This is a genomic window from Lacimonas salitolerans (assembly GCF_042677865.1).
GTDB classification, from domain to species: Bacteria; Pseudomonadota; Alphaproteobacteria; order Rhodobacterales; family Rhodobacteraceae; genus Lutimaribacter; species Lutimaribacter salitolerans.
The window spans coordinates 13,017-39,646 of record NZ_JBHUDD010000150.1 but is presented as its reverse complement, the minus strand read 5'-3'; the positions used below and the strand labels follow the sequence as shown (position 1 = coordinate 39,646).

Below are 26,630 nucleotides of genomic sequence, written 5' to 3'. Positions count from 1 at the left end.
GGGCGGCATCTTCTCAAGCGTCGCGACCAAGGATTCTCATCCTGATTGACGCGCTCTTCTCATCAAGTTTGTCGCGCTACAGTCAGGGTCCAGGCATCATCAAGCTCTTCCCTCGTTGCGGCGTCCTCGACCTGATCAAAGCAGTATTCCTGCAGCAGGACCTGCATGCATTGGGTTTTCGAAGGGTACGCCGATACTTTCTCGTCGCTCTGTGCGGCTTGCACATCGGCTCTACCGGCATCCGACAGGGCCTCCTGCCTAAGATCATCGACAAACACATCGCCTTCGATCCCTGCAAATCGCCGGATACGGGCGATCCGCTCGTCGGTGCAATCCAGCAGCGCGGCCATTGCAGACACCTTGCCCATGGGCGTCGTCTTTCCGACATACCCGTAAGGCGCGCAATCCGAGCGTTTCAGGACCCGGTTCATTACCGGGTCAATCACGGTGACGATGTCAGAAATGCCGGACGCCTGGGCGTATTCCAGCGACGCCGCCATCAATTCACAGGTCGCATAGCTGACCGAATTGCGCGAATTGCCACGGTCCAGCACGTCAGTGTCCACGCAAAACCGGGTGGACTCCCACAGCGTCGGGCTGCGCAGCGGCGGCTCTCCGCCCAGGATTGCGGAAAAAACGTCCGACAGCATATGCGGCCCCATCGTCTGCAATGCGCGTACGCAGGAGACGACCCGGTTATCTTCGTTCAAACCGATGACATAGGCGGGATCCAGGGAATCATATTGGTCACTCTCGCGGCCGTCCTGAATGACAACATCCCAGCCCAGTCGCTGCCCGAACACCCGGGCTCTCAATTCGAACATCTCGTCGAGCAGGCGCGTATAACGGTGGCGGTTCATCCCGTCGATAACAATGATCATTGCTTTCTCCACTTTTTTTTTGGTCAAGCAGAGGAGTACAATCTTTTATTGTATGAAGGCTATTGTGGGAATCCCGTATGGGTTTGCTCAAACAGGATGAATCAGGCCCAGCCCTATGGCACGACCCACCGCCTGAGGCGTGGTCAGGGCCCCAAGTTTCGTTCTGATGGAACGCAAATGAACCTCTACGGTCCGGTTCGAAATGGATAGGATGTCGGCAACATCCTGCTGTGACTTGCCAGCGGCCACCCACTGCAGAATTTCTATCTCGCGGGTCGAAAGCGATGGATGGGTGAGTTTTCGTGTCAGGACGCTCGTCTTCATGACGTGGTCATGCAAATGGACAGCCGCGTGTTGCAGATCGCCCAATATCGCGGATTTCAGCAGCTTCCATTCCCGATCAGAGCAATTGCGCGTGACGCTGAACAATCCCACGTCACCATAGGGGCCGCGAACCGGAATTGTCAGGCCCTGTTCCGGGATTCCGAAATCATGACCGGCCCGCAGGATGGTCTGGAACGCCTCTTCATTTTGCAGGCGCTGCCAGTCCAGCGGCGCAATACTCCGGCTTGCCAAAAGCAACGCTGGATCCCTGTGCTGGAAACCCTGTTCGACATAGTGCGCCTGCCACTCGTCCGGATAGTTCACAAAGCCATGCACGGTCTGCTGAATATGATCCATACCCGCATAGGCCGCAAAATCCAGTTCGTGTGTGTCGCAAACAGTATCAAGAAACGCCCGCATGTTCTGTTCGGGAAACGGCAGTTTGCTGAGATCGATGACGGACAAGTCGCTACCTTTATCGTTGCGTTCCGGTTCCTGCGGATGGTCGCTCCACCTCAACGATTATTCCATCATCGGCCAATGGTCCATCGGGACAAGGATTTTCGCTGCGCAAGCATGCGGCCCCGGCGAACCGTCCGGCCTGACCGCATCCTCTGGGGCCCCGTGCTTGCCAGTTTCCATTTCAACCGCAAGCCGCACGATATCGGCAACGCGTTGAGGTTCGACCCTGGCTTTCAGTAGCCACATGTCCGGCCCCGCCCCTCTTCGCTGCGGCGCGCGCTGTCGTCCACCGGCCGCTCGGTGATCGGCTCATCACTGGAGCCAAAATACCAATGCAGCATGAGCAATCTGACACACTGGCCCTCGACCCGCGTGGCCGCTCGACGCGGCACTTTGGGTCAAGCTACGACCGGCGCTTGTGCTTTCTGCTCGCGGGCACGATCACGGCAAGCTGCCAAAGCCGGTGCTGGTACACCCAATATGATCCGTGAGCGCTGGCGCATCATATAGGGAACAAGCCAATTCCATTTCCGCAACCGTCAAAAAACCAGTTTTGTTAAGAAAGTGGCGGACCCAAGAGGATTCGAACCTCTGGCCTCTGCCTTCGGAGGGCAGCGCTCTATCCAGCTGAGCTATGGGTCCACTGCCCCGGGTCTATAGGCCATCCCACTGCATGCTGCAACGGGCATCCGGCCACGCCCTCGAAAAAATCAGACGGGCTTCACACCCTGCGCCAGCATCGTCATCTCGGGGATCATCGGGGTGATGGTCACATCGGCAAAGCCCGCTTCGGGCAATGCACGGGCCAGCCAGCCTTCGTCGATCGACCGGGCCTTGGGTGTGAACGCGGTGTGCTGCAACTGCCACAGCGCCGCCAGAACCGGGCCGCTGCGGTCGGCGCGCACGACGAAGTCATGAATGAGCAGCCGACCACTCGGGTTCAGCGCCGCAAGCGCCTTGGCAAGCAGCCCGTCATGCGCCGTGCCCGGCACGCCGGAAAACAGGTAGGACATCAGCACCACGTCCTGCCCATCAGGCCAGTCCGTTTCAAGCGCGTTGCCGGGAATGTACGAGATGCGATCCGACAGATCGGCACGGGCCACATAGTCATGCCCCAGGCTAGCCACATTGGGGAAATCCACAATCGTCGCTTTCAGATCGGGGTTCTTCTTGCACAGCGAGATCGCAAAGGCCCCGGTGCCGCCCCCCACGTCCAGCATCTGCCGTGCCCCTGACAGGTCCAGCGCGCGCGCAAGCTGCCGCGCCGGGCCCAGCGAGCCGGCATGCTGGCTTTCGGAATAGAGCCTGGCCTGATCGGGATCGGCGAACCATTCTGCATAGGATTTCGTATCCTCGGCCCCCAGATCGCCCTGCAACGCCCCCTCGATCTGGTCCAGCAGGCCATACATCTGCTGACCGACCTGCAGCCGCAGGTAATCGCCGAAATCGTATTTCGCCCCCTTGACCAGAAATGCCTCGGCCGCGGGCGAGTTTCCGAAAAGGCCGTTCTGCACCGTCACAAGCCCCAGACCGGCCAGCGCCGTCAGCAGGGTTTCGGCCCGATCAGGGTGAACATCCGCCCGGCTGGCGAGGTCGGCCGCGGACAGGGCACCATCGTCGAGATGCGTGAACACCTGCAGCTCCAAAGCCGCGAACAGGGCTTTCGACCCCATGAATCCGAACGCGATATGCGAGATTTCGTCGGCTTCGGTCAACAGGGTCATCAGTGCCTCCATGCAAATGTAAATCGGGGCGACCATAGGATGGCCGCCCCGGATACTAAAGGCATGGTGACGCAAAAACGACATTTCCTGTCGCTTTTGTCGAAATACAAGGCAGTCCTGCGACGTCAGCCGACCTGATTGCCGTATTTGTCATAAACCGGCTCGGGCATCACCGGCATCGGCTGCGGTTCCGGCTCGGGCTGGCTGCACGCCGCAACGGCGGTCAGGGCAATCAGCACGGCAGTCAGTTTCAGTTTCATCATATCTAACTCTCCCACGTTCAGGTGCCTCCAGCCTAGACGCAAACCGATGCGGGATGCGCGCCCTTTGCCCGGATCACGACAATTTTCGGCATGATTTCGCCGACGCCGTGCACAAATGCGTCAGGCCGCCCAAAGGATCAGCCGAAAAGGTCGTGCGCCAGTTCCAGCGCCTCGATCAGCGCGTCCACCTCGGCCTGGGTATTGTACAGACCGAACGACGCGCGGCAGGTGGCGGGGGTGCCCAGATGCTCCATCAGCGGCCCGGCGCAATGCTGGCCCGCGCGGACGGCAACCCCCTTCTTGTCAAGGATCGTGCTGATGTCATGGGCATGGGCCGCCCCCTGCATGGTGAACGAGAATATCGCCCCCTTGCCGGGCGCATTGCCCTGCACGGTGATCCAGTTGAGCCCCGACAGCTGCTGCGTCGCATAGTCGGCTAGCCCACGTTCATGCGCGGCTATGTTGTCCAGCCCCAACCCGGTCATGTAGTCCAGCGCCACGCCCATGCCGATGGTCTGCACGATGCCGGGGGTGCCCGCCTCGAACTTCATGGGCGGGTCGTTGTAGGTGACCGTGTCCTTGGTCACCTCGCGTATCATGTCGCCACCGCCCATGAAGGGGCGCATTTCGGCCAGCCGGTCCTGCCGGACATAGATCGCACCCGACCCGGAGGGACCATATAGCTTGTGCCCGGTTACTGCATAGAAATCACATCCGATATCGGACACATCCACCGGCATGTGCACCGCCGCCTGGCTGCCGTCGACCATCACCGCTACGCCACGCGCGCGCGCGGCCTGACAGATGGTTTTCACATCCACCACGGTGCCCAGAACGTTGGACATATGGGTGATCCCGATCAGCCGGGTGCGCGGGCCGATGGCGTCGATGACTCGCTGCGGGTCCAGCACGCCATTCATGTCGCAATCGACCCATTTGATCACCACGCCCTGCCGTTCGCGCAGGAAATGCCAGGGCACGATATTGGCGTGATGCTCCATCACGCTCAGGATGATCTCATCGCCCGGCTCGAACCTTGGCATGGCCCAGCCATAGGCGATCATGTTGATGCCTTCGGTGGTGCCGGAGTTCAGGACGATCTCGTTCTCGTCAGCCGCGTTCAGAAACCGCGCGACCTTGCCGCGCACGGATTCGTACTTGTCGGTCGCAAGGTTCGACAAGTAATGCAGGCCACGATGCACATTGGCATATTCATGGGCATAGGCCGTGGTGATCGCGTCGATCACCACCTGCGGCTTCTGCGCGCTGGCCCCGTTGTCCAGATAGACAAGCGGCTTGCCGTTCACCTGCCGTGACAGGATCGGAAAGTCGCGGCGCACTTCGGTAACGTCATACATCCGCTGGAATGCCCCCTGCTGATACCCCGATCAGGGTCAGGATAATTGAAATTCCGAAACTGACCCCCAGGGCGGCCAGAAACAGGACCAGAAACGCCTTGCCCAGGGATCCGAATCCATGCGCGGCATTGATGAAATGCAGCAGGATCCAGATGCTCAGCACAAGGATCGCTAGCGAGAGCACCCCGCCCAAGGCAGGCAGGATGACCCCGACGCCGATCACCAGCGCCTGCGCCAGAACCCGCATGAACTGCAGCCAGGTCAGCACGATCAGAACATCGTCCAGGCTGCCGCGCCCCCCCATCATGCCGCCCACCCAGGTCAGCACAAAGATCGTGATCACCAGCCCGCCGCCCTGCACCGTGGCGTAAAGCAACGGATTGCTGAACAGACCGGCCAGCGGCATTTCCATGTTGGTCGGGAACAGAAAGTTCGAGACACCGAACAAAAGCGCGTTCAGCGCCGTCGCCAGCACCAGCGCCATCCACAGGATCGAGCGTTCGACCTGCTGTGCCAGCACCCATTCAGCCGCGCCGCGCGGGTCCTTGACCGTCTGCACCACCAGTTCTTTCAGCCCAGTCATCCCTGCCCCTTTGCAACACGCCACATGCCCGCAACCCAAAACCACGCAAACACCGCCACCCAGACCGCTCCTACCAGCGTCAACTGGATGCCCGGCCCGACGAACCCCGCCACCAGACCGTTCAGCAGGATCAGCGGGCTGGCCGCCAGAAACGCCCAGAACAACGCAACGCGCGCGCCATAGGGCGTGCCCTGCCCGCCCAGCACACGCGCGATCAGATGCGCCATGTACGCCAGCACATAGAACGCCAGCGGCGCAATGAACACCCAAGCCATCAAAGACCCGCCCAGAAGCATCTGCAAATTCTCTTCCTGCAGATGCGCCCGGCGCGCCAGAACCGGCCACTGGCTGATGAAAACCAGCACGCAGCCCCCCATCAGAAGGGCCAGCGCACGGCCTTCGTTCTCGGGCGCGGCCAATAGCCGCCCCACCACGCGACCGGGGCCACGATAGGTGGCGACGATGTTGCTGACCAGCGCCATCAGCTGCTGTGCCGCGCCATCCAGCCTTGCAGGCGGACCACGATGTGATCGCGCAGGCTTTCATCCTCGATCTCGTCCACCGCTTCGGCCAAAAAGGCCAGCACCAGCAGATCCTGCGCCTTTTTCATCGGCACACCGCGCGCGCGCAGGTAGAAAAGCATGTCCTCGTCGATCGCCCCCGTGGTGGATCCGTGCGAACAGGCCACATTGTCGGCATAGATCTCGAGCTCGGGCTTGGCGAGGAAATTGCTGTCGTCATCCAGCAGCAAGGCCTGGCTGATCTGGTAACCGTCGGTCTTCTGCGCGTCCGGCTGCACCAGGATCTTGCCCTGAAACACGCCCGTGGCCCCATTGCGCAGCACCTTCTTGAACACCTGCCGGCTTTCGCCGCGCTGCGCGTCATGGGTGATGAACACCGTATCGTCATGGTGAAAATCGCCATCCCCCAGCGCCGCACCGGCCACATGGGCCATGGCATCGTCGCCCAGCATCTCGATCACGCATTCGTTGCGCGTCAGCGCGCCGTTCACCGTCATGGTAAAGGACTTGAACACGCTTTCCCGGCCCAGACGTGCGAAAATATGCGTGGCCGCGCGACGTTCGTGGTCGCGCCCCTGCGTGCGGATGTGGTGAAACCGCGCTGTATCGGCCACCTCGACCTCAAGCACATGGTTGAACCGCGCCGAGGCCGGGCCGTTTTCCAGCACCGTCAGCTCGGCACCCTCTTCCAGCTTGATGACATGATGCAGCACGGCATCGGCGCTATCGTCATGGCGCAGATAGGTCAGGCTGACAGGTTTGTCGGCCTTGCCGGTTACCCGGATGACCACGCCATCGGTCGCGCTGGCCGTGTTCAGCGCAGCCAGCGGACGCATCACCGGATTCTGGCCCGCCTCTTCCAGCTTGCCATAAAGTTCCTTGGCCCAATGGATATCCTGCGCGCCCGCGTCGGCCAGCCGCGAAATCTCGACCCAGGCGGCGCTCAGATCATCGCTGGCCTGCGCATCGAACACCCCATCCACGAACACCACGCGCAGGCGGTCCATATCCTCGAAGGGCATGCCCTCGTCATGGGTAAAGATCGCGGCCTTGGGCGCCTCGGGCTGAACCAGCGCGTCGGGCCGGGTGAATTTCCAATACTCGTCGCGCCGTCCGGGCAGGCCCATCTCGCGCACGCGCGCCAGCGCCGCATCACGCGCGGCGGTGATCCACGCGCCGCCCTGCGGCAGCGCGATCGCGGCCAGCCGCGCCTCGGTTGCGTCTGTTTTCGCCTGAGCAAGTGCCATTACGCATTCTCCGCCTTGAGATCGGCATAGCCGTTCTTTTCGACTTCCAGCGCCAGTTCCGGCCCGCCGGTCTTGATGATACGCCCATCCGACATGATGTGCACGACATCGGGTTTGATGTGATCCAGCAGGCGCTGGTAGTGCGTGATCACCAGAAACCCGCGCCCGGCCTCGCGCAGGGCATTCACGCCTTCGCTGACCAGTTTCATCGCGTCCACGTCCAGGCCGCTGTCGGTCTCGTCCAGGATGCACATCTTGGGCTCCAGCATGGCCATCTGAAGGATTTCGTTGCGCTTTTTCTCGCCGCCCGAAAAGCCGACGTTGACCGGACGCTTCAGCATGTCGGCGTCGATCTTCAGATCCTTGGCCTTTTCGCGGATCAGTTTCAGAAACTCGGTCGAGGACATTTCCTCCTGACCGCGGGCCTTGCGCTGCGCGTTCACGGCGGTGCGCAGAAAGGTCATGTTGCCCACGCCCGGAATCTCGACCGGATACTGGAACGCCAGGAACAGGCCGGCGGCGGCGCGCTCTTCGGCTTCCATCTCCATCAGGTCCACACCTTCCAGCGTGGCGCTGCCATCCGTCACCTCGTACCCGTCGCGTCCCGACAGCACATAGGACAGCGTGGACTTGCCCGAGCCGTTGGGGCCCATGATCGCATGGACCTTGCCGGCCTCGACCGTCAGATCGACACCCTTGAGGATCTGCTTGTCCTCTTCTTCCAGCTTGACGTGCAGATTCTTGATTTCCAGCATGTTTCTTCCTTTCAATTCGTTTGTTTCAGGCTGCGGCGCTCAGGGCCGCGTCATCAGGTGGACCATCCGCAACAGCCGTTCCGGCGGCACCGGCTGCGGGGTCAGATCGAACCGCACCATCCGTCCGGCGATGGCGGCGGGCTGGCCAAGGAAATCCTCGACCTCGTGATATTGTTGCCGATTGACGTAGTCATCGAAATACAGCGCAACAGGCCGTGTGATGCGATAGGCCGCCGCCAGCGCGCAGCCGACGCGAAACCTCCCGTCCACCAGCACCACATCGGGATGCGTGAACTCGGGCAGATCCCAGACCTCAAGCGGATAGCGGGCAAAGCGTTTCCATTCGGCGTCGTTCACCGGATGGCCCCATTCCTTGGTCGGGCCGATGTCGGACCAGATCACATCGACCTCGCCCGGCGCAGGGTTCTGCGCAAACCAGTCACGCATCATCTGAGCCCAGGCCTGATCGCTTTCGACCGACAGCACGCGCTTGCCCAGCTCCGCCGCCATCACGGTGGACCCGCCCGAGCCGTACTCCAGAATGCTGCCCGCCCCCTCATAGGCCGCGCGCAGCATTGCTGCCTCGGCCTCGGGCAGGGTCAATTCGGGGCGCTCGATCAGGGTGGTCTGGGTCATGCGAGCACCACGGCGGTGCCCGAGGCGCTGACCATCAGCATCGAGTTGCCAACGATCTCGTAATCCAGATCGACGCCGACGACCGCGTTGCCGCCCACGGCCAGCACGCGCTGCTCCAGTTCGCGCAGGGCTGTTTCGCGGGCGTCCTGCAACTTGGATTCATACGCGCCCGATCGCCCCCCGATGATATCCGTCACGCCCGCGAAAAGATCGCGCACCACGTTCGCGCCCATGATCGCTTCGCCCACAACGATGCCGCGATACTCGACGATCTTGTGGCCCTCGATCGTGTTTGTTGTCGTAACAATCATGCGCTTGCCCCTTCCGCCTTGAACCCGTCGGGCAGTTTGTCGACATACTTGGCAGCCACCTTGCCCGCGATGACCCCGCGCGCGGCCAGTTCATCCAGACACCACAGCGTCAGATCGTGACTGCCGAACACGGCATCGGCCAGCAGAGCCAGATGCCCAAGCTGTTCGTCGCTGACATCGTCCCGATCTTCAAGGTTGCGGATATAGACCGCATCGCCATCGATCAACTGGCTGCCCACCGCCCGCCGGTTCAGCCGCGCCGCCTGCGAATTGCCCAGCATCCGCGACTTGGGCGCGATAAAGCGGTGCAGGACAAACCCCTGATCGCGCAAGGTCCGATCCAGATCGTGCAAGGCCGGTTCATCCTCGTAGAGCTGGTAGAACCGCATCTCCGCCACAACCGCCACCGCTTGGGCCAGCTTGGATTGTGCCCCGGCAATCACATCCACCTCGGCACCCTGCGCATCGACCTTGAGGCAGTCGATATCCGGCACGTCACGCATCGCATCCAGCGTGTCCAGCGTCATTTCAATCGCGTCTTCCGTGTTCAGATGCCGCTTGAAGTGCCCTAGGTATCCGATTGATTTCGATGATAGTTTATACAGTGATGACATCTCGGCGGCCGGATAGGCATTGAACATCGCCCGACCCGGCCGACCGACTGCCGCCTCGATCACCGTCACCGCTCCGGATGCCTGAGCCCGCAGCCTTGCGGCGGCCTCGGGGTGTGGTTCGAACCCCCAGACCTGCGCCAGCCCACGCCGCAACAGCGCGGCATAGGGCGGTGCCTCGATCGGGTTGGCCCCCACATCGACGATCCGCAAAGGCCGCAGCGGCGCAAGCGCGCGCGCCAGATATCCAAGCGAGTTGCTCACCACCCTGTCCGGCAGGCCTTAGCCCACCGAGCCTTCCAGCGAGATCGCCACCAGTTGCTGCGCTTCCATGGCGAACTCCATCGGCAGGGCCTGCAACACTTCCTTTGCAAAGCCGTTGACGATCAGGGCCACGGCGGCCTCTTCGTCCATGCCACGGCTGCGGCAATAGAACATCTGATCGTCATCCACCTTGGAGGTGGTCGCCTCGTGCTCGACCCGGGACGAATTGTTGCGCACCTCGATGTAAGGAACCGTATGCGCCCCGCATTTGTCGCCGATCAGCAGGCTGTCACACTGGGTGTAATTCCGGCTGTTCGTCGCCTTGGGGTGCATCGACACCAAGCCGCGATAAGTGTTCTGCGCATAGCCCGCGCTGATGCCCTTGGACACGATGCGCGACTTGGTGTTCTTGCCCAGATGCACCATCTTGGTGCCGGTATCGGCCTGCTGGTGGTTGTTGGTGATGGCGATGGAATAGAACTCGCCCTGGCTGTCATCCCCGCGCAGGATGCACGACGGGTATTTCCACGTCACGGCGCTGCCGGTCTCGACCTGCGTCCACATCACCTTGGCCCGGTCACCCCGGCAATCGGCGCGCTTGGTGACAAAGTTGTAGATGCCGCCCTTGCCTTCCTCGTCGCCCGGATACCAGTTCTGGACGGTCGAGTATTTCACCTCGGCATCCTCCAGCAGCACGATTTCCACCACGGCGGCGTGCAGCTGGCTGGTGTCGCGCTGCGGCGCGGTGCAACCTTCGAGGTAGCTGACATAGCTGCCCTTGTCAGCGATGATCAGCGTCCGCTCGAACTGGCCGGTATTCTCGGCATTGATGCGGAAATAGGTGCTCAGCTCCATCGGACAGCGCACGCCGGGCGGGATGTAGACGAACGACCCGTCCGAGAACACCGCGCTGTTCAGCGTGGCATAGAAGTTGTCGGTCACCGGCACAACGCTGCCAAGATACTTCTTGACCAGATCGGGATGGTCGCGGATCGCCTCGGAGATCGAACAGAAGATCACCCCGGCCTTCTTCAACTCGGCCTGAAAGGTCGTGCCCAGCGACACGGAATCAAACACCGCATCCACGGCCACCTTGCGGCCTTCGGCGGGTGCATCCTCGGCGCCCTCGACGCCCGCCAGGATCATCTGTTCCTTCAGCGGGATGCCCAGCTTCTTGTAGGTATCCAGCAGCTTGGGGTCGACCTCGTCCAATGATTTGGGCTTGGTCTCCATGCTCTTGGGGCGGGCATAGTAATACTGGTTCTGAAAGTCGATCGTCGGGTAATCGACCATCGCCCAGTCCGGTTCCTTCATGGTCAGCCAGCGCTCATAGGCCGCCAGCCGCCATTCCGTCATCCACTCGGGCTCGCCGTTCTTTTCGGAAATCAGCCGCACGATATCGGTGGTCAGGCCCTTGGGCGCATACTCCATCTCGATATCGGTGTTCCAGCCATGCTTGTACTTGCCAAGGGATTTGACTGCATCGACTGTTCCCTGGTCGACGCCTTCCTTCACCTCTACCTTGTCCAGTGCCGTCATCGGCTATCCTTTCTTCGTTACGCCGCGCTGCGGGCGCGGTGCCGTTTCAACTTGTCCAGCCAGACATCCGCAAAACGCAGGACATCCTCTTCGGTCGTATCAGGGCCCAGAGATACCCGCATCGCGCTGGCCGCCTGCCCTTCGTCATGTCCCATCGCCAGCAGCACTCCGCTGGCCCGCACCTTGCCGCTCGAGCAGGCACTGCCCGCGCTGACGGCAAAGCCCGCAAGATCCATCGCCATCACCTGCGTCTCGCCCTTCCAGCCGGGTGTGATCAGGCAACTGGTGTTTGGCAGGCGCGTGGCCCCTTTCCCGACCAAAATAGTCTCATTTGCGCCAGCCTCAATGGCTTTCTCAAGAATTATTCTAAATCCAAGCACACGCTGCCAAACCCCGTCGGCCAGGTCCCGGGCCGCAGCCTCTGCCGCCGCACCGAATCCGGCGATCGCGGCCACGTTCTCGGTGCCCGCGCGCCGGCCCATTTCCTGCCCGCCGCCGCGCAGCTGCGCCGCCAGATCGGTGCCGCGCCGCACCACCAATGCGCCGATGCCCTTGGGTCCCCCCAGTTTGTGCGCGGAAATCAGCGCCATCTGGCAGCCCGCCCAGTTGAAGGCAAAGGGCATCTTTCCGAATATCTGCGTGGCATCCACCACCGCCAGACCGGGGGGCAGTTCCTGCACCACGCCGGTCTCCGAGTTCGCCGCCTGCAAAGCTGTCCGTTCGGGCGTGTCGACATTGACCCGCCCCTGCGCATCCACCGGCAGACAGGGGTCGATCCATACGCCCACCGCGTCATGCTCGATCCCGGAACCCAGCAATCCGCGCCCGGCACAGGCCAGCGCCGCCGCCTCGGTCGCACCCGAGGTAAAGATCACATCGGCGCCATCCGCGCCAAAGGCCGTGGCCACCTGCGCCCGCGCGCGCTCGATCACGCCCTTGGCCGCACGACCCTCGGCATGCACACTTGACGGATTGCCGACCAGATCCAGCGCCGCAACCATCGCGTCACGCGCCTCGCGCCGCAACGCGGCCGTGGCATTGTAATCCAGATAGACGCGGTCACCCGCCATGCTGCTTCCTCTCTCCTCAAATATCCCGGGGGAGTTTGAGGGGGCAGCGCCCCCTCATTCCGCATCGCGCAGGCGATGCTCCCTCAGCGCGGGCGCCAGCCCGCTCCGCCGGAACGGGACAAATCATTCATCCACCACGGAAAACAGCGATGGCACCGCCGGGCACGGAGCCAGATCGTTGTCGATCACGTCCGACAGCCGCGTCTGGTGCAAGAACACATAGACCTGCGCGCTCAGCCCCTCCCACAACCGGTTGGTCAGAGACTGCGCGCGGCTGCCCGACAGCCCGCCACTGGCCCCGGCCCCCTTGTGCATGGCATTGACGGTCTCATCCACAGCCGACAGCACATCGACCACCCGGATGGCCGAAGGCGACTTGGCCAGACGGTATCCTCCCCCCGGTCCTCGCACCGACTCGACCAGCCCTGCGCGCCGCAGCTTTACGAACAACTGCTCCAGATACGGCAGCGACACATCCTGCCGCCGCGAGATATCGCCCAAAGTCACCAGAGATCCGGCCGGTTGCAGCGCGATATCGGCCAGCGCCACCATCGCATAGCGCCCCTTGGTACTCAGTTTCATCGCACACCCCGCCAACAGATTGACCTTGCAAGACGAAAGGCTTATCTCGCTTGCAGCCCAGACCGGCACGCGCCGGACATTAGAACAATTCTAAAGTGCTTAAGCGTCTTCGTCAAGAAACCGCCCCTAGCCATAACAGACAAGGATCGCCATGCCCGAGGTCATTTTTCCCGGACCCGAAGGTCGCCTCGAAGGCCGCTACCATCCGCAAAAGGAACGCGACGCCCCGATAGCTATCGTGCTGCACCCGCATCCACAATTCGGCGGCACCATGAACAACAAGGTCGTCTATAACCTGCATTACGCCTTTTACAACATGGGCTTTACCGTGCTGCGGTTCAATTTCCGCGGCGTCGGGCGCAGCCAGGGCGAATACGATCAGGGCATCGGCGAGCTGTCGGATGCCGCCTCGGCGCTGGATTACTTGCAGTCGATGAACAACAACCCCAAGCATTGCTGGGTCGCGGGCTTCAGCTTCGGCGCTTGGATCGGGATGCAGCTGCTGATGCGGCGACCGGAAATCACCGGTTTCGTCTCGGTTGCTCCGCCCGCAAACATGTATGATTTCAGTTTTCTGGCCCCCTGCCCGGCTTCGGGGCTGGTGATCAACGGCACCGCCGATCGCGTGGCCCCGCCAGCCGATACCGTCAGCCTTGTCAACAAACTGCATGAACAGCGCGGAATCACCATCACCCACGAGCAGATCGACGGCGCAGGGCACTTCTTCGAAGAACCGCATATGGATACGATGATCGACAGCGTTTCCGACTACGTGAAACGCCGCCTGACCGAAACAACAAGGTGACGCCATGGGAATGACCGAGGATCTGGCCGACGAACTGGCACGCGACACGATCAAATTGGTCGAAGCGACCGGCGATGACGCGCTGATCACGCAGATTGCGACCAGCCTCGCGGCATCCTCCACCCCAGCGCAAGAGGCCTTCATGGCCTCGATCCGTGTGCGCATGGCGGTGGATCGCGCCCGCAAACTGTTGCATCAAAAGGCGCAGGCCGCGCAAAAGGCCCGACAAGAGAAATGACCCGCACGGCGCGGCCTGATGCGCAGATGGCGTTTCTGGAACTGGCCTGCGCGCTGAAATCCGTCACCCGCGCCAATGCGCTGATGGGCCTGCCGCGCCCCGATAACAGCCGGAACACTTTTGGCATATGGCGCTTTTCACCCTTGGATTGATACCTCCCGACACCGGATCGCGAAACCTCTGACCGCACCATTCCTGTGCTGCTGCATTACCTGGTCGAGATCTGTATGAATACCCGTTACGAGATAACCCTGTGACGTCTCACACCAATGCCATGCGTTCGCTGCGCTCGGGGTCGGGAAAGGGGCGGTACAGCGCGAATTCGGCCACGGCAATCTGGCTGTTCACCGCGCGGTAGAGTGTATCGACGTTGTCATCATGCTGACCCAGCACGCGAAAGGCGCGATCAAGCTGGCTCAGATCCTCGACCTCGATCTCAAGCAAGAAATCGCGGTACGGCCCGGCGGCAAGGTTCAGTTTACGCCGTAGCAGCCGCCAGCGCAGGATCACGCCCTGCGCCCGCAGATGGCCCATCCAGTCATCCAGCGCCTTGGCAAAGTTCAGCGCCCTGGCGTCGTTCTTGAGATCGATGGTGCAGGTGTAGAGGTTCATTGGTGCATCCCTTGTTTACGTCAGACTGGCGCAAGCCGGGTTGCAAGCAAATTAACGTCTTAAAGAAAAACTGCGCAGATTTTCCAGAAATCCGCGCAGCCCCATGGTCATGCTTCCGCATCGTCCTCGTCGCCCTGATCGGCGATCCAGGCCACGCTGACCACGGTTTCGCCCTTGCCGGTGTCAAACACCTTGACGCCACCGGCGCTGCGCGAGCGAAAGGAAATCCCCTCGACCGGGACGCGGATCGACTGCCCCTTGGACGTCGCCAGCATGATCTGATCGTCCATTTCCACCGGGAACGACGCCACCAGCGCGCCGCCGCGCATGGCGCGGTCCATCGCCGCCACGCCCATGCCGCCACGTCCACGCACCGGGTAATCGTGCGACGACGACAGCTTGCCGGTGCCGCCCGCGCTGATGGTCAGGATCAGGTTTTCCGCCGCCGACATCTCGGCATAGCGTTCCGAGTTCAACTCTCCCGCGACCGCCGTTTCCTCGTCATCGGTCTCGGCATCATCGGTCAGCCCGGCCACGGCGCGCCGCATCTTGAGATAGGCAACGCGTTCCTCTGGCGTCGCCTCGAAATGCCGGATGACGGACATCGACACGACCCTGTCATCCCCCATCAGCCGGATGCCCCGCACGCCGGTCGACTTGCGCCCCTTAAACACCCGCACTTCGGTTGTCGGGAAGCGGATCGCACGGCCGGAATCGGTGACCAGCATCACATCGTCCTCTTCGGAACAGATGCGCGCGCTGACCATTTCGACGCCTTCGGGCAGGTCCATCGCGATCTTGCCGTTGCGCATGACATTGGTGAAATCCGACAGCGCATTGCGCCGCACATCGCCCGCCGAGGTGGCAAAGAAGATCTGCAGGTCGTCCCATTCCGCCTCGGGGCGGTCAACCGGCATGATCGCGGCCACGGAAGTTCCCGGCTGGATCGGCAGGATATTGACGATCGCCTTGCCCTTGGACGTGCGACCACCCATCGGCAGCCGCCAGGTTTTCAGCTTGTAGACCATGCCATCGGTCGTGAAGACCAGAAGCTGCGTATGGGTGTTGGCGACGAACAGGTTGGTAACGACGTCATCATCCTTGAGCGCGCCCCCCGACAGCCCCTTGCCGCCGCGTTTCTGGGCGCGGAAATCGACCAGCGGCGTGCGCTTGATATAGCCGCCCTGCGTGATCGTCACGACCATGTCCTCGCGTTCGATCAGGTCTTCGTCTTCCATGTCGCCCGACCAGTCGACGATCTGGGTGCGGCGGGGAACGGCGAACAGCTCGCGCACTTCGTGCAGCTCGTCGCTGATCAGGCCCATGATGCGCTCGCGGCTGCTCAGGATCTCGAGGTATTCCTTGATCTTGCCGGCCAGCTCTTCCAGCTCGTCGGTGACTTCCTTGACACCCAACTGCGTCAGGCGTTGCAGACGCAGATCCAGAATGGCACGCGCCTGAATCTCGGACAGGTTATAGGTGCCATCCTCGTTCGCCTTGTGGGTCGGATCGTCGATCAGCGCGATATAGGGCAGGATGTCGCCCGCAGGCCAGCGCCGCGTCATCAGCTTTTCGCGCGCCTCTGCGGCGTCGGCAGAGGCGCGGATGGTCGCCACAACCTCGTCCACGTTGCTGACCGCGACGGCCAGACCGCACAGCACATGGCTGCGCTCGCGCGCGCGGCGCAGGTCATAGGCGGTGCGCCGGGCCACCACCTCTTCGCGGAAATCGATAAAGCTTGTCAGGAACCGGCGCAGCGTCAGCGTTTCAGGCCGACCGCCGTTCAGCGCCAGCATGTTGCAGCCGAAATAGGTCTGCATCGGGGTAAAGCGGAACAGCTGGTTCAGCACCACCTCGGCGGTGGCGTCGCGTTTCAGTTCGATCACCACGCGCACGCCGTCACGGTCGGATTCGTCCTGTACGTGGGCGATGCCTTCGATCTTCTTTTCGCGCACCTGTTCGGCGATGCGTTCGATCATCGTGGCCTTGTTCACCTGATAGGGAATCTCGTCGATGATGATGGCATAGCGGTCCTTGCGGATCTCCTCGACCCGGGTTTTCGCCCGGATGACGACGCTGCCACGCCCTTCCAGATAGGCCTTTCGTGCACCAGAACGCCCCAGCATGATGCCGCCGGTGGGGAAATCGGGCCCGGGCACATATTCGATCAACTGCTCGCTGGACAGGTCCGGATCGTCGATCAGGGCCAGCGTGGCATCCACAACCTCGCCCAGGTTATGCGGCGGAATGTTTGTCGCCATGCCGACAGCGATACCGCCCGCACCATTGACCAGCATGTTGGGAAAACGCGCGGGCAGAACCGTTGGTTCGCGGTCCTTGCCATCGTAGTTGTCCTGAAAATCGACCGTTTCCTTTTCGATATCGGCCAGCACATAGGCGGCAGGCTTGTCCATCCGCACTTCGGTGTACCGCATGGCGGCGGGGCTGTCGCCGTCCATCGAGCCAAAGTTGCCCTGCCCGTCCAGCAACGGCAGCGACATCGAGAAATCCTGCGCCATCCGCACCAGCGCATCGTAGATCGCGCTGTCGCCATGCGGGTGGTACTTGCCCATCACGTCGCCGATCGCGCGGGCGGATTTGCGATAGGGCTTGTCATGCGTGTTGCCCGCCTCGTGCATCGCGTAAAGGATGCGCCGGTGCACGGGTTTCAGCCCGTCGCGCAGATCGGGAATGGCCCGGCTGACGATCACCGACATCGCGTAATCGAGATAGGATGACTTCATCTCGTCGGTGATGGATATCGACGGCCCCTCGTATACAGGGCGCTCGGGGCCGTTTTCATCATCGTTTTCAGGAGTTTCCGGCGTGTCGTTCACGTGTTCTGCCCGTTCTTTTCCAGCGGTCAATATATTGTTGGCTGAACTATATCAGAGCCATGATATGGGGTGCAATGCCCGATCCCGGCAGGCGCTGGCAGCCACCACACAAGCCTGCCAATATACTGTTTTTGTTGAAAATTAATTTCCTTCAGGCATGATTCCCTTCAGCGCGACAGGAACGAGGTGCGAAATGGCTGCAAGCGAGACCGAACTGATGCTGAAAGGATACGGGCTGACCACAGCGGAATTCTTCTATCACATGCCCGACTATACCCATGTGCTGAACACCTTTGTCTGGCAGGACTATGACCTTGCCCCGGATCATCCGCGGCTGTTCAAGTTCATCGAGTTCTGGCAGGACGAGATCGAGGGACCGTTGCATTCTGTCCGGTTCACCCATCGCAAGATGATCTCGCCGGGGGAATGGCGCAACGTTGTGGGCGAATTCACCCTGCATTGATGAATTCACCCTGCATTGATCATGCCGGCTTGCGCGCAGCGGTCTGCGCGCCCCGTCAGGACGCGCGCCTTTGGGATCAGGCGATGATGCGGGTGTATTTCACGCCTTCCAGCGTCGCTCCGACCTTCAGACCTGCCTGACCAAAGATCACCGCAAGCACCGGGGAGCTTGATGTCGTGGTTTCCGCACGGATGTTCTCGGCCTTGTCGTTGAACACGTATTCCACATCGGCCCCTGCCGCCCAGCCGGACGAGCGGCGGAACTTGGACAATGCTTCCTGGTTCATGAAGAACAGAACGTGGGCATATTGCTGCGCCCCGATCTGCAGGCCGAAACTACCCTTGGTGGCCGAGTAATAGTCCACCGTCACCCCACCGACGCGCAGCGCGCCACGGCCATAACCGCCACCGATGCCAAGGCCTGCCTCGGTCAGCAGGGGCATGACCAGCTGGCCGCTGGACTTGTCGCCGATGTCGCGGGTGCCGGGATAGTTGGAGTATAGATAGTTCAGCGTCTGATCGACGCGCGCGTCGATCGTTGCACCGCCGGTGCTGCCAATGCCATTGCCGCAAGCGGCGGTCACGCCCACACCAGCAAGTGCTGCCAGCGTAAAGCTGCGTCGGGAAAGATGGGTCATGGAAGGGCCTGCCTCGTGATTGCCTGACTGCTCTGCTGCCGGTGTTATTCCCCGGTCTGCCCCGGAGTATAGGCGCAAGCTGCCGGCCTGTCACTACGGCTTGTGTCCCTTGCGCGGGATGATGCCACGGCTTGCGCCGAGCCTCAGCCGTTCAAAATGCGCGCCACTTGCGGCGCGAAATAGGTCAGCACCCCGTCACAGCCTGCGCGCTTGAAACACATCAGGCTTTCCAGCATGGCCTTTTGCCCGTCGATCCAGCCGTTCTGCGCCGCACCCGCGATCATCGCGTATTCGCCCGACACCTGATAGGCATAGGTCGGCGCGCCAAAGGCGTCTTTGACGCGGCGGCAGATATCCAGATAGGGCATGCCGGGCTTGACCATCACCATGTCGGCCCCTTCGCGCAGGTCACGCTCGACAAGGCGCAGCGCCTCGTCGGAGTTGGCCGGGTTCATCTGATAGGTGGTCTTGTCGCCCACCAGCGCGCCGCTGGCCCCCACCGCATCGCGGAACGGTCCGTAGAACGCGCTGGCATACTTGGCGGCGTAGGACAGGATCATCACGTCCTTGAACCCTTCGGCTTCCAGCGCGGCGCGCATCGCCCCGATCCGCGAATCCATCATGTCGCTGGGCCCGATGATGTCGGCCCCGGCGCGCGCCTGGCTGAGTGTCTGTTTCACCAGCGCCTCGACCGTTTCATCGTTCGGTATCTTGCCGTCGACGACAAACCCGTCATGGCCAAGGCTGTTATACGGATCCAGCGCCACATCGGTCATCACCGCGATGTCGGGCACCGCGTCCTTGATCGCGCGGGTGGCTGTGTTGGACAGGTTGTCGGGGTTCCACGCCTCGGCGCAGTCCTCGGTCTTTTTCGACGGATCGGTATAGGGAAACAGGCAGATCGCCGGGATGCCAAGGCTGGCCGCCTCGCGCGCGGCCTCGACGACCTTGTCGATGCTCAGCCGCTCGACCCCGGGCATTGACGCAACCGGCTCGCGCACATCCTTGCCGTCACGCAGGAACACAGGCCAGATAAGATCGCCCACGCTCAGGGTGTTTTCCTGCACCAATGCGCGGATCTGCGCGCTTTGGCGCGTGCGGCGAAAACGTGTCGCGGGGAACGGGGCCTGGCTGGGTGTCATCTTGGTCTTGTCCTTGGCTGGGGCGTGCAAAAGCACTGGCATGTAAATTCCGCCATCTCAAGGGTAGGAATTGCCGCAAAGGGGGGATACAGAAACGCACCAAGGTTGTTGAGGCACCGCATTGGACTTGTTTGACACAATCACCGACCTGATTGATCTGCGTTCGTTTTCCAGTATCTGGTACTGGATCGCGCTTGCCGTGCTGTGGTCGACTGCCAGCCATTGGGTGCTGGGCATCCCGTTTGACATGGTCAGCCGGGCCGCCAGCCGCGAGGGTCAGGCACAGACCGATCTCGAGGACATGACCCGGATCATGACCAACCGCCTGCTGGGCATTTCGCGCGTGTCGGGCCTGTGGCTGCTGGGGTTTAGCAGTTTTCTGCTCACCTCGCTGGCGCTGATCGGGTTCGTCTACGGCGTGCAGATGGCGCAGGCGGTGTTCCTGATGGGCTTTCCCATGGCCATCGTCGGTGGTCTCAGCCTCAACACCGCCCGGTTGATCCAGATGCGCCGTGTCGCGGGCCCCGATCTGCGCAGGGTCCTGTGGCGTCACCGGATCATGGTGCAGGTCGTGGGCATGATCGCCATTTTCATCACCGCCATGTGGGGTATGTATCAAAACCTCAGGGCGGGGATGGGCAACCATTTCGGGCCGATGGGCGCGATCGAACAGCAGGTAGATGATGAGCAAAATCACGGTTGGGGGCGCCCCGGAGGGGTTTGATGCCCGCCTGATCCTGAACGAGGTGGCGCGCAGCGGTGCGCCGGTGATCCATGTCGCGCGCGATGACAAGCGCATGGCGGCGATGGAATCCGCCTTGCGTTTTTTCGCCCCCGACATGCCAATCCTGCGGTTTCCGGCTTGGGATTGCCTGCCCTATGACCGGGTCAGCCCGCATGCCGACATTTCCGCCGCGCGCATGGCCACGCTGGCCGGGCTGGTGCATGGTGCGCCGTCGACATGCGTGCTGCTGACCACGGTCAGCGCCGCGATGCAGCGCCTGCCTGCCCGCGACACGCTGCGCGAGGCGGCGTTCACCGCCCGGGTCGGTGACCGTGTGGACGAGGCCGCGTTGCGCGATTTCCTTGTGCGCATGGGTTTCGTGCAGGCTGCCACCGTCACCGAACCGGGCGACTATGCCATTCGCGGCGGCATCATCGACATCTACCCCCCGGGCGAGTCCGGTCCGGTGCGGCTGGATTTCTTTGGCGACACGCTGGATGGCGCGCGGCGGTTCGACCCTGTCACCCAGCGCACCACCGCCAAGATGAGCGTGGTCGAACTGGCCCCCGTGTCCGAGGTGATCCTGGACGAGGCCGCGATCCTGCGTTTCCGGCAGAACTACCGCATCGAATTCGGCGCGGCCGGCACTGACGATCCGCTGTACGAGGCGGTCAGTGCAGGCCGCAAGCATCAGGGCGTCGAGCACTGGCTGCCGTTCTTTCACGAGCGGCTTGAAGTGCTGTTCGACTATCTGCCGCAGGCCAGCGTCACGATGGACGATCAGGTGACCGCCACCCGCCTGTCGCGCTGGGATGGGATCGTTGACCAATACGACACGCGGCACGAGGCGATGACGCAGAAGGGCCGTGGCGATACGGTCTACAAACCCGTACCGCCGGGGCTGCTGTATCTGGATGACGAAAGCTGGCAGGCGGCGATGGGTAATCGGCGAGAGCTGCAGTTTCATCCGTTGCCACAGGCCACCGGGCCGGGGGTCATCGACGCGGGCGGGCGTGTCGGGCGCAACTTTGCCCCCGAGCGGCAGGCCGAACAGCTGAACCTGTTCGCGGCCCTGGCCGACCATATCCGCGCGCGGATGGCCGATGGCCCGGTCGTCGTGGCGTCGTACTCCGAAGGCGCGCGCGAACGGCTGGACGGGCTGATCGGTGACGAGGGTCTGGTGGGCGCGGTGCATCTGCGCGACATGAAGGGCCTGGGCAAGCACGGGCTGCATCTGGCGGTCTGGCCGCTGGAACAGAGTTTCACTGCCGACGGGCTGACCGTGATTTCCGAGCAGGACGTGCTGGGCGACCGGCTGATCCGCGCACCAAAGAAACGCCGCCGCGCCGACAACTTCCTGACCGAGGCGCAATCGCTGTCGCCCGGCGATCTGGTCGTGCATGTCGATCACGGTGTCGGGCGCTATCACGGGCTTGAGGTGGTGACCGCCGCCGGGGCGGCCCACGAATGCCTGCTGCTGGAATATGCCGAAAGCGCCAAGCTGTATCTGCCGGTCGAGAATATCGAGCTGCTGTCGCGGTTTGGCCACGAGGAAGGGTTGCTCGATCGTCTGGGCGGCGGGGCATGGCAGGCCAAGAAGGCCAAGCTCAAAGAGCGCATTCGCGAGATGGCCGACCGGCTGATCCGGATCGCTGCCGAACGCGCCCTGCGCAAGGCTCCGGTGCTGGAACCGCCGCCCCATGCCTGGGAAGAGTTCAGCGCGCGGTTCCCCTATACCGAAACCGACGATCAGCTGCGCGCGATCGAGGATGTGCTGGCCGACATGACCAGCGGGCAACCGATGGACCGGCTGATCTGTGGAGATGTGGGTTTCGGCAAGACCGAGGTTGCGATGCGCGCCGCCTTCATCGCCGCGATGTCGGGCGTGCAGGTGGCGGTGATCGCCCCCACCACCCTGCTGGCCCGTCAACATTTCAAAAGCTTCGCCGAGCGGTTCCGGGGCTTCCCGCTGGAGGTGCGCGCGCTGTCGCGCTTTGTCCCGGCCAAGCAGGCGACCCAGACCCGCGAAGGTCTGGCCAGGGGCACGGTGGACATCGTCGTGGGCACCCATGCCCTGCTGGCGAAATCGGTGAAATTCCAGAACCTTGGCCTGCTGGTGATCGACGAGGAACAGCATTTCGGCGTCAGCCACAAGGAACGGCTGAAACAGATGCGCACCGATGTGCATGTGCTGACCCTGACCGCCACGCCGATCCCGCGCACGCTGCAACTGTCGTTGTCGGGCGTGCGCGACCTGTCGATCATCGGCACGCCGCCCGTGGACCGTCTGGCGATCCGCACCTATGTGTCCGAATTCGACCCGGTCACGATCCGCGAGGCGCTGCTGCGCGAGCATTATCGCGGCGGACAGTCCTTCTATGTCGTCCCGCGCATCAGCGATCTGCCCGAGATCGAGGAGTTTCTGCGCAGCCAACTGCCCGAGCTCACCTATGTTGTGGCCCACGGCCAGATGGCGGCGGGCGAGCTGGATGACCGGATGAACGCCTTTTACGATGGCAAGTATGATGTGCTGCTGGCCACCACCATCGTCGAATCCGGTCTGGACATCCCCACCGCCAACACCATGATCGTGCACCGCGCCGACATGTTCGGCCTGTCGCAGCTGTACCAGATCCGGGGCCGCGTGGGCCGGGCCAAGACCCGCGCCTATGCCTACCTGACCACCAAGCCGCGCGCGCGGCTGACCCCCGCCGCCGAAAAGCGCCTGCGCGTTCTGGGCAGTCTGGACAGTCTTGGCGCGGGCTTCACGCTGGCATCGCAGGATCTGGACATCCGCGGGGCCGGCAACCTGCTGGGCGAGGAACAGTCGGGCCAGATGCGCGACGTGGGATACGAGTTGTACCAGACCATGCTGGAAGAGGCGATCGCCAAGATCCGCACCGGCGAGATGGAGGGCCTGTCCGAGGCCGATGGCCAATGGGCGCCGCAGATCAACCTCGGTGTGCCGGTGCTGATCCCCGAGGAATTCGTGCCCGATCTGGACGTGCGGCTGGGCCTGTATCGCCGCCTGTCGTCGCTGACCACCAAGGTCGAGCTTGAGGGCTTTGCCGCCGAGCTGATCGACCGTTTCGGCAAGCTCCCGCGCGAGGTGAACACCCTGCTTCTGGTGGTGCGGATCAAGGCGATGTGCAAGCGCGCCGGGATCGCCAAGCTGGACGCCGGGCCAAAGGGTGCGACGATCCAGTTTCACAACGACAAGTTCGCCAGCCCGCAGGGTCTGGTCGAGTTCATTCAGGACCAGCGCGGGCTGGCCAAGGTCAAGGACAACAAGATCGTCGTGCGCCGCGACTGGAAGAACGAAGCCGACAAGATCAAGGGGGCCTTTGCCATCGCCCGCGATCTGGCCGAAAAGGTGATCGCGCAGGAAAAGGCCAAGGCCGCCAGGACCTGACGCTACAGCCCGTAGATCGCGCCGAACTTGGCCTCGAGGTAGTCCAGCAACGGCCCCTCGTCCGGCTCGGTGCCGCCGCAGGCCTGCGCGATCACCGCGCGCGGCTCGAACAGGCCGCCGTGCTGCTGCACGCGCGCGCGCAGCCAGCCGGTCACGGCTGTCAGATCGCCCTTGGCAAGGTGCGCTTCCCAGTCGGGCAGGTCGCGTGCCAACGCCTGCATCAGGCACCCGGCATAGACATTGCCCAGCGTGTAGGTCGGGAAATAGCCGAACAGCCCCTCGGACCAGTGCACATCCTGCAAACAGCCGTTCGACGGCTTGTCCACCGCATAGCCGAAATCGGCCAGAAAGCGCGCGTTCCACGCCTCTTCCAGATCATCCACCTCCAGCCGCCCGGCGATCAGGTCACGCTCCAGATCGAACCGCAACAGCACGTGCAGGTTATACTGCACCTCGTCGGCCTCGGTCCGGATGTATCCGGGTTTCAGGGTGTTTACCGCGGCATAGAACCCATCGGCATCGGCCACGCCCAGATCGCCGAACGCCTCGCGCATCCGCTCGTGCAGCCAGCCGGTAAAGGCGCGGCTGCGGCCGATCTGATTTTCATAGATCCGCGACTGGCTTTCATGCACGCCCATCGACACGCCCTGCCCCAGCGGCGTCAGCCGATACGCTGCATCGATCCCCTGTTCATAGGACGCATGCCCGACCTCGTGAATGGTGGAATACAGGCAGTTGAACGGATCGTCCGCGGCCGTGCGGGTGGTGATCCGCACATCGTCGCCCGAGCCGGAACTGAACGGATGCACCGCCTTGTCCACCCGGCCCCGCGCCATGTCATAGCCGAATGTCTTGGCAAGCATCCGCGACAGGCGCATCTGCGCAGCTTCGTCGAACGTGCCCGACAGCCCCTTGGGCGCGGGCCTCTCCAGACAAGCGGCGCGCAGCGCCACCAGACGCGGGCGCAACGCGCCGAACATCGCCTCAAGCCCTGCCGCCGTGGCCCCCGGCTCGTAATCCTGCAACAGCGCGTCATAGGCGTCGCCGTTTTCGGCCAGCGCCGCGCCCTCGGCCCGTTTCAGATCGACCATGCGCGCCAGCATCGGCAGGAAATGCGCCACATCCTCGCGGGCCCGCGCCTCGGCCCAGCGTTGATGGGCCAGCGACCGAGTGCGGGCAATCTCGGCCGCCAGATCGCCGGGCAGCCGTGTGGCGCGGGCATAGTCGCGGCGGATATGGCGCATCTGCGCCTGCCCCACCGCATCCAGCGTGCTATCGTCGATCGCGGCCAGCCAGTCGCCCACACGGCCACTTGTGCGCCGCTCGTGCAGGATGGCGGCCACAGCGCCCATTTCTTCGGCCCGCTGATCGCCGGCGCCGCGCGGCATGACGGTTTCCTGATCCCAGCCCAGACGCCCGGCCACCTGCGACAGCGCCTGCGTCTGACGCTCATACGCCATCAAATCGTCGAAACTCATGCTGTCCCCCTGACGGATGCAAATACCGGATAGCCCGCGAAGAACCGCGCCTGCAGGATCAGCACCCACAGCACCACGGCCCCGAACTGGTGCACGATGGCAATCTGCCACGGTGCGGAATAGATCACCGTGACGATCCCCAGCACCATCTGCACCAGCATCACCGCCAGAACGGCGTTAAAGGCAAAGCGCGTGGTGCCATGCGGCGAACGCCGCGCGCGCACCCAGACGACGATGCCAAAGATGAACAGCAGATACCCCGCCATCCGGTGCATGAACTGCACCAGCCCGTCATCCTCGAAGAAATTGCGCCACAGCGGTTCCAGCACGAACAGATCCGGCGGCAGAAAGCCACCCGCCATCAGCGGCCAGTCGGTATAGTTGCGGCCCGCGTCGATGCCCGCGACCAGCGCGCCCAGCAGGATTTGCAGGAATGCGAAATGCATCAACCCGGTGCCCATGCCGAACAGCTTGCCCTCGCGGGCGCGGCGGGCCTGCATCAGGTCGCGTTCCTCGCGGCCCAGCTGGAACACATACCACGCGATGAACCCCAGGATGACAAAGGCCAGTCCCAGATGCACCGCCAGCCGGTATGATGCGACTGACAGCATCTCGCCCTCCAGCCCCGAGGCGACCATCCACCAGCCGATCGCGCCCTGCGCGCCGCCCAGAACGCCCAGGAAAAACAGGCGCGGCGTCCAGCCGACGGGGATCTTGCGCGCCACCAGAAAACCGAAAAACCCAAGCGCCCAGACCAGCCCGATCACCCGGCCCAATTGCCGGTGGCCCCATTCCCACCAGTAGATGAACTGGAACTCGGTCAGGCTCATGCCCTTGTTCTGCAACTGGTATTGCGGGATCTGGCGATAGGCGTCGAACTCGCGCTGCCAGTCCTCGGCGGTCATCGGCGGGATCGCGCCCTTGATCGGGGCCCATTCGGTGATCGACAGCCCGCTGTCGGTCAGCCGGGTCAGGCCGCCCACGGCGATCATCACCACGACCAGCGCGAACAGCAGCATCAGCCACAGGCGGATCGCCCCGCGCGCGCCCCGGCGTGCCGCCCGGTCGATGGCGCCGCCTTTGGGTGCCGCCACCGCGTCACGGCTTTCAACCTCTTCGAAAAGCTTGCGTTTCCCGCTCATGCCCTGCCT

At 62.8% G+C, this 26,630-nt stretch carries 27 protein-coding genes and 1 tRNA gene; 6 read left to right on the top strand and 22 right to left on the bottom strand.

Going from position 1 to position 26,630, the window contains the following annotated elements; genetic code table 11:
• Positions 1–62: 62 nt before the first annotated feature.
• From ACFTOW_RS16625 to iscR, 16 genes are all read right to left on the bottom strand, one after another.
• On the bottom strand, positions 63–881 hold the full coding sequence (locus ACFTOW_RS16625) for an acyl-homoserine-lactone synthase (RefSeq protein ID WP_379917758.1): 819 nt from the start codon (positions 879–881) through the stop codon (positions 63–65).
• Positions 882–968: 87 nt separating this feature from the next.
• Positions 969–1,670, bottom strand: coding sequence for a LuxR family transcriptional regulator (locus ACFTOW_RS16620; protein ID WP_379917756.1), 702 nt, complete (start codon positions 1,668–1,670; stop codon positions 969–971).
• 562 nt (positions 1,671–2,232) lie between these two features.
• Positions 2,233–2,309, bottom strand: a tRNA-Arg gene (locus ACFTOW_RS16615).
• 68 nt (positions 2,310–2,377) lie between these two features.
• Positions 2,378–3,391, bottom strand: a complete 1,014-nt coding sequence (locus tag ACFTOW_RS16610; protein ID WP_379917754.1) for a methyltransferase — start codon at positions 3,389–3,391, stop codon at positions 2,378–2,380.
• Between the two features lie 125 nt (positions 3,392–3,516).
• Positions 3,517–3,651, bottom strand: a complete 135-nt coding sequence (locus ACFTOW_RS16605) for a hypothetical protein (RefSeq protein WP_379917752.1) — start codon at positions 3,649–3,651, stop codon at positions 3,517–3,519.
• 140 nt (positions 3,652–3,791) lie between these two features.
• Complete coding sequence (locus ACFTOW_RS16600) at positions 3,792–5,012, bottom strand: cysteine desulfurase (RefSeq protein WP_379917750.1); 1,221 nt, start codon at positions 5,010–5,012, stop codon at positions 3,792–3,794.
• On the bottom strand, positions 5,005–5,595 hold the full coding sequence (locus ACFTOW_RS16595) for a Yip1 family protein (protein WP_379917748.1): 591 nt from the start codon (positions 5,593–5,595) through the stop codon (positions 5,005–5,007). Before ACFTOW_RS16595 ends, ACFTOW_RS16600 begins: the two co-directional genes overlap by 8 nt.
• Positions 5,592–6,077, bottom strand: a complete 486-nt coding sequence (locus ACFTOW_RS16590; RefSeq protein WP_379917746.1) for a YIP1 family protein — start codon at positions 6,075–6,077, stop codon at positions 5,592–5,594. The genes ACFTOW_RS16595 and ACFTOW_RS16590 overlap by 4 nt, the downstream gene beginning before the upstream one ends.
• Entirely contained in the window at positions 6,077–7,363 is a 1,287-nt protein-coding gene (sufD, locus tag ACFTOW_RS16585) for a Fe-S cluster assembly protein SufD (RefSeq protein WP_379917744.1), read from the bottom strand. The genes ACFTOW_RS16590 and sufD overlap by 1 nt, the downstream gene beginning before the upstream one ends.
• Positions 7,363–8,118 carry a Fe-S cluster assembly ATPase SufC gene (gene sufC / locus ACFTOW_RS16580; RefSeq protein WP_379917742.1) on the bottom strand — a complete coding sequence of 252 codons (756 nt, stop codon included), beginning with the start codon at positions 8,116–8,118 and terminating at the stop codon, positions 7,363–7,365. The genes sufD and sufC overlap by 1 nt, the downstream gene beginning before the upstream one ends.
• A gap of 39 nt (positions 8,119–8,157) precedes the next feature.
• The gene (locus tag ACFTOW_RS16575; protein WP_379917740.1) at positions 8,158–8,754 is read right to left on the bottom strand and encodes a hypothetical protein; all 597 of its coding nucleotides are present in this window, start codon (positions 8,752–8,754) and stop codon (positions 8,158–8,160) included.
• Positions 8,751–9,065 (bottom strand): heavy metal-binding domain-containing protein, encoded by a 315-nt coding sequence (locus ACFTOW_RS16570; RefSeq protein ID WP_379917738.1) that lies wholly within the window; start codon positions 9,063–9,065, stop codon positions 8,751–8,753. The genes ACFTOW_RS16575 and ACFTOW_RS16570 overlap by 4 nt, the downstream gene beginning before the upstream one ends.
• Positions 9,062–9,940, bottom strand: coding sequence for an FkbM family methyltransferase (locus tag ACFTOW_RS16565; protein WP_379917736.1), 879 nt, complete (start codon positions 9,938–9,940; stop codon positions 9,062–9,064). The genes ACFTOW_RS16570 and ACFTOW_RS16565 overlap by 4 nt, the downstream gene beginning before the upstream one ends.
• 18 nt (positions 9,941–9,958) lie before the next feature.
• On the bottom strand, positions 9,959–11,479 hold the full coding sequence (gene sufB, locus ACFTOW_RS16560) for a Fe-S cluster assembly protein SufB (protein WP_379917734.1): 1,521 nt from the start codon (positions 11,477–11,479) through the stop codon (positions 9,959–9,961).
• A 17-nt stretch (positions 11,480–11,496) separates the two neighbouring features.
• Complete coding sequence (locus ACFTOW_RS16555) at positions 11,497–12,549, bottom strand: cysteine desulfurase family protein (RefSeq protein WP_379917732.1); 1,053 nt, start codon at positions 12,547–12,549, stop codon at positions 11,497–11,499.
• Between the two features lie 123 nt (positions 12,550–12,672).
• Positions 12,673–13,131: a Fe-S cluster assembly transcriptional regulator IscR gene (gene iscR, locus ACFTOW_RS16550; protein ID WP_379917729.1), complete on the bottom strand. Its 459-nt coding sequence runs from the start codon at positions 13,129–13,131 to the stop codon at positions 12,673–12,675.
• A 151-nt stretch (positions 13,132–13,282) separates the two neighbouring features.
• Here iscR and ACFTOW_RS16545 point away from each other — a divergent pair, with 151 nt between their 5' ends.
• Genes ACFTOW_RS16545 through ACFTOW_RS16535 form a run of 3 tightly spaced genes read left to right on the top strand, consistent with a single transcriptional unit; the run spans position 13,283 to position 14,326 of the window.
• Positions 13,283–13,936 carry an alpha/beta hydrolase gene (locus tag ACFTOW_RS16545; RefSeq protein WP_379917727.1) on the top strand — a complete coding sequence of 218 codons (654 nt, stop codon included), beginning with the start codon at positions 13,283–13,285 and terminating at the stop codon, positions 13,934–13,936.
• A gap of 4 nt (positions 13,937–13,940) precedes the next feature.
• Positions 13,941–14,174, top strand: coding sequence for a hypothetical protein (locus ACFTOW_RS16540; protein WP_379917725.1), 234 nt, complete (start codon positions 13,941–13,943; stop codon positions 14,172–14,174).
• Complete coding sequence (locus ACFTOW_RS16535) at positions 14,171–14,326, top strand: hypothetical protein (protein ID WP_379917723.1); 156 nt, start codon at positions 14,171–14,173, stop codon at positions 14,324–14,326. Before ACFTOW_RS16540 ends, ACFTOW_RS16535 begins: the two co-directional genes overlap by 4 nt.
• A 109-nt stretch (positions 14,327–14,435) precedes the next feature.
• On the opposite strand, the gene ACFTOW_RS16530 is transcribed toward ACFTOW_RS16535, so the two are convergent.
• Entirely contained in the window at positions 14,436–14,786 is a 351-nt protein-coding gene (locus ACFTOW_RS16530) for a DUF6614 family protein (protein WP_379917721.1), read from the bottom strand.
• A gap of 107 nt (positions 14,787–14,893) precedes the next feature.
• Positions 14,894–17,623: a DNA gyrase subunit A gene (gyrA, locus tag ACFTOW_RS16525; RefSeq protein WP_379917719.1), complete on the bottom strand. Its 2,730-nt coding sequence runs from the start codon at positions 17,621–17,623 to the stop codon at positions 14,894–14,896.
• A gap of 193 nt (positions 17,624–17,816) precedes the next feature.
• Between gyrA and ACFTOW_RS16520 the strand changes: the two genes are divergently transcribed.
• Complete coding sequence (locus ACFTOW_RS16520) at positions 17,817–18,086, top strand: usg protein (RefSeq protein ID WP_379917716.1); 270 nt, start codon at positions 17,817–17,819, stop codon at positions 18,084–18,086.
• Between the two features lie 76 nt (positions 18,087–18,162).
• Here ACFTOW_RS16520 and ACFTOW_RS16515 read toward each other — a convergent pair whose 3' ends face one another.
• Both ACFTOW_RS16515 and hemB read right to left on the bottom strand, forming a co-directional pair.
• The gene (locus tag ACFTOW_RS16515; protein ID WP_379917714.1) at positions 18,163–18,723 is read right to left on the bottom strand and encodes a lipid-binding SYLF domain-containing protein; all 561 of its coding nucleotides are present in this window, start codon (positions 18,721–18,723) and stop codon (positions 18,163–18,165) included.
• 143 nt (positions 18,724–18,866) lie between these two features.
• A complete protein-coding gene (gene hemB / locus ACFTOW_RS16510) occupies positions 18,867–19,865 on the bottom strand; it encodes a porphobilinogen synthase (RefSeq protein ID WP_379917764.1) in 999 nt (332 codons plus the stop codon).
• Positions 19,866–19,992: 127 nt separating this feature from the next.
• Between hemB and ACFTOW_RS16505 the strand changes: the two genes are divergently transcribed.
• A complete protein-coding gene (locus ACFTOW_RS16505; protein WP_379917712.1) occupies positions 19,993–20,589 on the top strand; it encodes a component of SufBCD complex in 597 nt (198 codons plus the stop codon).
• Positions 20,549–24,001 (top strand): transcription-repair coupling factor, encoded by a 3,453-nt coding sequence (mfd, locus tag ACFTOW_RS16500; protein ID WP_379917709.1) that lies wholly within the window; start codon positions 20,549–20,551, stop codon positions 23,999–24,001. The genes ACFTOW_RS16505 and mfd overlap by 41 nt, the downstream gene beginning before the upstream one ends.
• Before the next feature lie 2 nt (positions 24,002–24,003).
• Here mfd and ACFTOW_RS16495 read toward each other — a convergent pair whose 3' ends face one another.
• Both ACFTOW_RS16495 and ctaA read right to left on the bottom strand, forming a co-directional pair.
• A complete protein-coding gene (locus ACFTOW_RS16495) occupies positions 24,004–25,479 on the bottom strand; it encodes a carboxypeptidase M32 (RefSeq protein ID WP_379917707.1) in 1,476 nt (491 codons plus the stop codon).
• On the bottom strand, positions 25,476–26,621 hold the full coding sequence (gene ctaA / locus ACFTOW_RS16490) for a heme A synthase (RefSeq protein ID WP_379917705.1): 1,146 nt from the start codon (positions 26,619–26,621) through the stop codon (positions 25,476–25,478). The genes ACFTOW_RS16495 and ctaA overlap by 4 nt, the downstream gene beginning before the upstream one ends.
• Between the last annotated feature and the right edge of the window lie 9 nt (positions 26,622–26,630).

Coding starts and splice junctions, on each gene's coding strand:
- ACFTOW_RS16540 (WP_379917725.1), top strand. CDS start 13,941: ATGGGAATGACCGAGGATCTGGCCGACGAACTGGCACGCGACACGATC.
- ACFTOW_RS16600 (WP_379917750.1), bottom strand. CDS start 5,012: ATGTATGACGTTACCGAAGTGCGCCGCGACTTTCCGATCCTGTCACGG.
- ACFTOW_RS16575 (WP_379917740.1), bottom strand. CDS start 8,754: ATGACCCAGACCACCCTGATCGAGCGCCCCGAATTGACCCTGCCCGAG.
- sufD (WP_379917744.1), bottom strand. CDS start 7,363: ATGGCACTTGCTCAGGCGAAAACAGACGCAACCGAGGCGCGGCTGGCC.
- ACFTOW_RS16530 (WP_379917721.1), bottom strand. CDS start 14,786: ATGAACCTCTACACCTGCACCATCGATCTCAAGAACGACGCCAGGGCG.
- ACFTOW_RS16545 (WP_379917727.1), top strand. CDS start 13,283: ATGCCCGAGGTCATTTTTCCCGGACCCGAAGGTCGCCTCGAAGGCCGC.
- iscR (WP_379917729.1), bottom strand. CDS start 13,131: ATGAAACTGAGTACCAAGGGGCGCTATGCGATGGTGGCGCTGGCCGAT.
- ACFTOW_RS16495 (WP_379917707.1), bottom strand. CDS start 25,479: ATGAGTTTCGACGATTTGATGGCGTATGAGCGTCAGACGCAGGCGCTG.
- mfd (WP_379917709.1), top strand. CDS start 20,549: ATGAGCAAAATCACGGTTGGGGGCGCCCCGGAGGGGTTTGATGCCCGC.
- ACFTOW_RS16515 (WP_379917714.1), bottom strand. CDS start 18,723: ATGACCCATCTTTCCCGACGCAGCTTTACGCTGGCAGCACTTGCTGGT.
- ACFTOW_RS16605 (WP_379917752.1), bottom strand. CDS start 3,651: ATGAAACTGAAACTGACTGCCGTGCTGATTGCCCTGACCGCCGTTGCG.
- hemB (WP_379917764.1), bottom strand. CDS start 19,865: ATGACACCCAGCCAGGCCCCGTTCCCCGCGACACGTTTTCGCCGCACG.
- ACFTOW_RS16595 (WP_379917748.1), bottom strand. CDS start 5,595: ATGACTGGGCTGAAAGAACTGGTGGTGCAGACGGTCAAGGACCCGCGC.
- sufB (WP_379917734.1), bottom strand. CDS start 11,479: ATGACGGCACTGGACAAGGTAGAGGTGAAGGAAGGCGTCGACCAGGGA.
- ctaA (WP_379917705.1), bottom strand. CDS start 26,621: ATGAGCGGGAAACGCAAGCTTTTCGAAGAGGTTGAAAGCCGTGACGCG.
- sufC (WP_379917742.1), bottom strand. CDS start 8,118: ATGCTGGAAATCAAGAATCTGCACGTCAAGCTGGAAGAAGAGGACAAG.
- ACFTOW_RS16555 (WP_379917732.1), bottom strand. CDS start 12,549: ATGGCGGGTGACCGCGTCTATCTGGATTACAATGCCACGGCCGCGTTG.
- ACFTOW_RS16535 (WP_379917723.1), top strand. CDS start 14,171: ATGACCCGCACGGCGCGGCCTGATGCGCAGATGGCGTTTCTGGAACTG.
- ACFTOW_RS16610 (WP_379917754.1), bottom strand. CDS start 3,391: ATGACCCTGTTGACCGAAGCCGACGAAATCTCGCATATCGCGTTCGGA.
- ACFTOW_RS16590 (WP_379917746.1), bottom strand. CDS start 6,077: ATGGCGCTGGTCAGCAACATCGTCGCCACCTATCGTGGCCCCGGTCGC.
- ACFTOW_RS16570 (WP_379917738.1), bottom strand. CDS start 9,065: ATGATTGTTACGACAACAAACACGATCGAGGGCCACAAGATCGTCGAG.
- ACFTOW_RS16520 (WP_379917716.1), top strand. CDS start 17,817: ATGGCTGCAAGCGAGACCGAACTGATGCTGAAAGGATACGGGCTGACC.
- ACFTOW_RS16625 (WP_379917758.1), bottom strand. CDS start 881: ATGATCATTGTTATCGACGGGATGAACCGCCACCGTTATACGCGCCTG.